This is a genomic window from Tardiphaga sp., from assembly GCF_028290785.1.
GTDB lineage: Bacteria > Pseudomonadota > Alphaproteobacteria > Rhizobiales > Xanthobacteraceae > Tardiphaga.
Map to the genome: position 1 here is coordinate 1 of NZ_JAQGJD010000126.1, position 2558 is coordinate 2558.

Annotated in this window: 3 protein-coding genes; 1 reads left to right on the top strand and 2 read right to left on the bottom strand. The window is 63.8% G+C overall.

The features are described from left to right. A partial coding sequence (locus tag JWR89_RS07415) for a penicillin-binding transpeptidase domain-containing protein (protein ID WP_299713761.1) occupies nt 1-635 on the top strand: 635 nt, incomplete at its 5' end. A gap of 146 nt (nt 636-781) precedes the next feature. Here JWR89_RS07415 and JWR89_RS07420 read toward each other — a convergent pair. Both JWR89_RS07420 and phaZ read right to left on the bottom strand, forming a co-directional pair. Next, on the bottom strand, nt 782-1621 hold the full coding sequence (locus JWR89_RS07420) for a SprT family zinc-dependent metalloprotease (protein ID WP_299713766.1): 840 nt from the start codon (nt 1619-1621) through the stop codon (nt 782-784). Nucleotides 1622-1881: 260 nt separating this feature from the next. Further along, nucleotides 1882-2558 (bottom strand): polyhydroxyalkanoate depolymerase (phaZ, locus tag JWR89_RS07425; RefSeq protein ID WP_299713763.1); only part of this gene is annotated, 677 nt, incomplete at its 5' end.

Below are 2558 nucleotides of genomic sequence, written 5' to 3' on the forward strand. Positions count from 1 at the left end.
AAGGCAAGAAGGTGATCTACAACCGCCCGGCGGATTCGCTGGGCACGGTGATCGACGGCCGCGCGGTGGCGATGATGAACACCATGATGCAGGAGACGCTGATCTCCGGCAGCGCCAAGAAGGCCGACCTGGCGGGCTGGGGCGCGGCAGGCAAGACCGGCACCAGCCAGGATTTCCGCGACGCCTGGTTCATCGGCTACACCTCGAAGCTGGTGACCGGCGTCTGGCTCGGCAACGACGACAACTCGCCGACCAAGAAGGCCACCGGCGGCGGATTGCCGGTGGAGATCTGGTCGCGCTTCATGAAGACGGCACATCAGGGCTTGGCGCCCGAGCCGGTGCCCGGCCTGCAGCCATCCGGATTCTTCGCCAGCGTCGCCCAGGCCGCGTCAACAGCGGCGGCGCAAGTGCTGCCCGGCAGCGTCACGCCGCAAGCGCCGCAGGGTCTGGCGCCGGGCTATGTGCCGAGCGCACCCGTCTATAACGGCAACCGCCCGCAGCCGGCCGCGCCGCCGACGCAAACCTCCTACGGCGGCACGCGCGCGCCGCCGCCGCCGCCGCAGCAGCAGAATGTGCGCCCCGAAGCCTCGAGCGGGCTGGATGGCTGGCTAACGGAACGGCTGTTCGGGAGATAAGTGAGACGCGTTCCCCGGATGCTGCGCAGCGCGAAGCGGTGCGCTGCTAAGCCGGGGTCCCGGTCAATTGAGATAAAAACCGGGATCCCGGATCTGCGGAGCGGCACGAGAGTGCCGCACCGCGTCCGGGACACGACGCTGCGCGTCTAGTCCTGCACCCCATATCGATGCAGGTCGTTGCCGTGGGTGTCGAGCCAGGTCTTGGCGCGTTCGGTGGCGGGGCAGATCTTCGCCACCACCTTCCAGAACTTCGCGGAGTGGTTCATCTCCACCAGATGCGCCACTTCATGGGCGGCGAGGTAGTCCAGCACATAGGGTGGCGCCAGGATCAGCCGCCACGAGAATGACAGCGACCCCGCCGAGGTACACGACCCCCACCGGCTCGACTGGTCGCGGATCGTCAACCGCGTCACCTTGACGCCAAGTTCCCTGGCGTAGTGCGTCGAGGCCTTCTGCAGATCGGCACGCGCCTCGCGCTTGAGGAAGTCGTGCACACGGCGGTCGACGTGTTCGGCCTCGCCGGCGACGCAGAGGATCTTCTCGCCGCTATCGCGCACCTCTGTCCACACCGTGCCGCGCGAGCCGGCGCGATGCACGATGCGATGCGGCGTGCCGCGCAACGGCACCACGGTTCCGGCCTCGAACGGCGCCGCCTTCGGCAACCGTCCCAGACGCGCCGCGATCCAACCGCCGTGACGGGCGGCGAAATCCTTCGCGTCCGCCAGCGTGCCCCTTGGCGGCATGGTCAAAATCGCTTCGCGGTCACTTGGATGAATGCGCAGCGTGTAGCGCCGCGCGCGGCGATGCCGTCGCAATCGAATGGAGAAGATTTGCGAGCCGTGCTTGACGGCAAGCGTGTCGGGTTCGGCGGGACGGCGATAAAGAAGTGCGCGAAAGGCCATGTCTGCAGGTCCGGTCGTCAGGAGATCGACCGGATTCTGCCATATCCGCCGCCAAGAGAATGGCTCAGCGCAAAAACAAATCATTTGCCCAATATACGGGGCCACTAATTGATTTGTCCCCTACTGGATGGGGCCAGGAACCGGAATCTCGATTCAAAACAACTCCGGAACCGGCGTTAATGAAGTGAAACAATCCTCATTTCTTAAAATACCGGGGAAATCTGATTTCATCGCCTGATTTCAGAGGCTTACAAAGTCAGTCTTCGCCTTGAAAACCGAACATCGCGCGCGATTCGCAACGACACCGCGTCAACGCTGTCGCTGCGCGCGATGTCTGAAGCGTTTTACTCTGCAGCCGCCGCGCGGATCTTCGCGCTCGCTGCCGTCAGCATGAAATCGGAAATGCGCGGCACGATTTCCGATCTGAATCGCGAGCCGTTGAACACACCGTAATGGCCGACACCCTTCTGCACGTAGTGCACGCGGCGATCATCGGGGATCGACGAGCACAGATCATGCGTCGCTTCAGTCTGGCCGAGGCCGGAGATGTCGTCGTTCTCGCCTTCCACTGTCATCAGCGCGACGTTGACGATGGCAGCGGGTTCCACCTTCTTGCCGCGATGGGTCATCTCGCCCTTCGGCAGCGCGTGCTTGACGAACACCGTATCGACCGTCTGCAGGTAATACTCTGCAGTCAGGTCCATCACCGCGAGATATTCGTCGTAGAAGTCGCGATGCTTGTCGGCAAGGTCGCCGTCGCCCTGCACCAGATGGTTGAACAGGTTCTTGTGCGCGTCCATGTGGCGGTCGAGGTTCATGCTGATGAAGCCGTTGAGCTGCAGGAAGCCCGGATAAACGTCGCGCGCCACGCCCGGATGCGGAAACGGCACCCTGGTGATGACGTGGTTGCGGAACCAGTCGATGCCGCGCTCGGCGGCAAGATTGTTGACCGCGGTCGGATTGCGCCTTGTATCGATCGGGCCGCCCATCAGCGTCATCGAGAGCGGAACGAAGGGGTCCC

What these genes read in the sequence shown, in the direction of transcription:
- JWR89_RS07420 (WP_299713766.1), bottom strand. Translation starts at nt 1,621, where the DNA reads ATGATTTGTTTTTGCGCTGAGCCATTCTCTTGGCGGCGGATATGGCAG.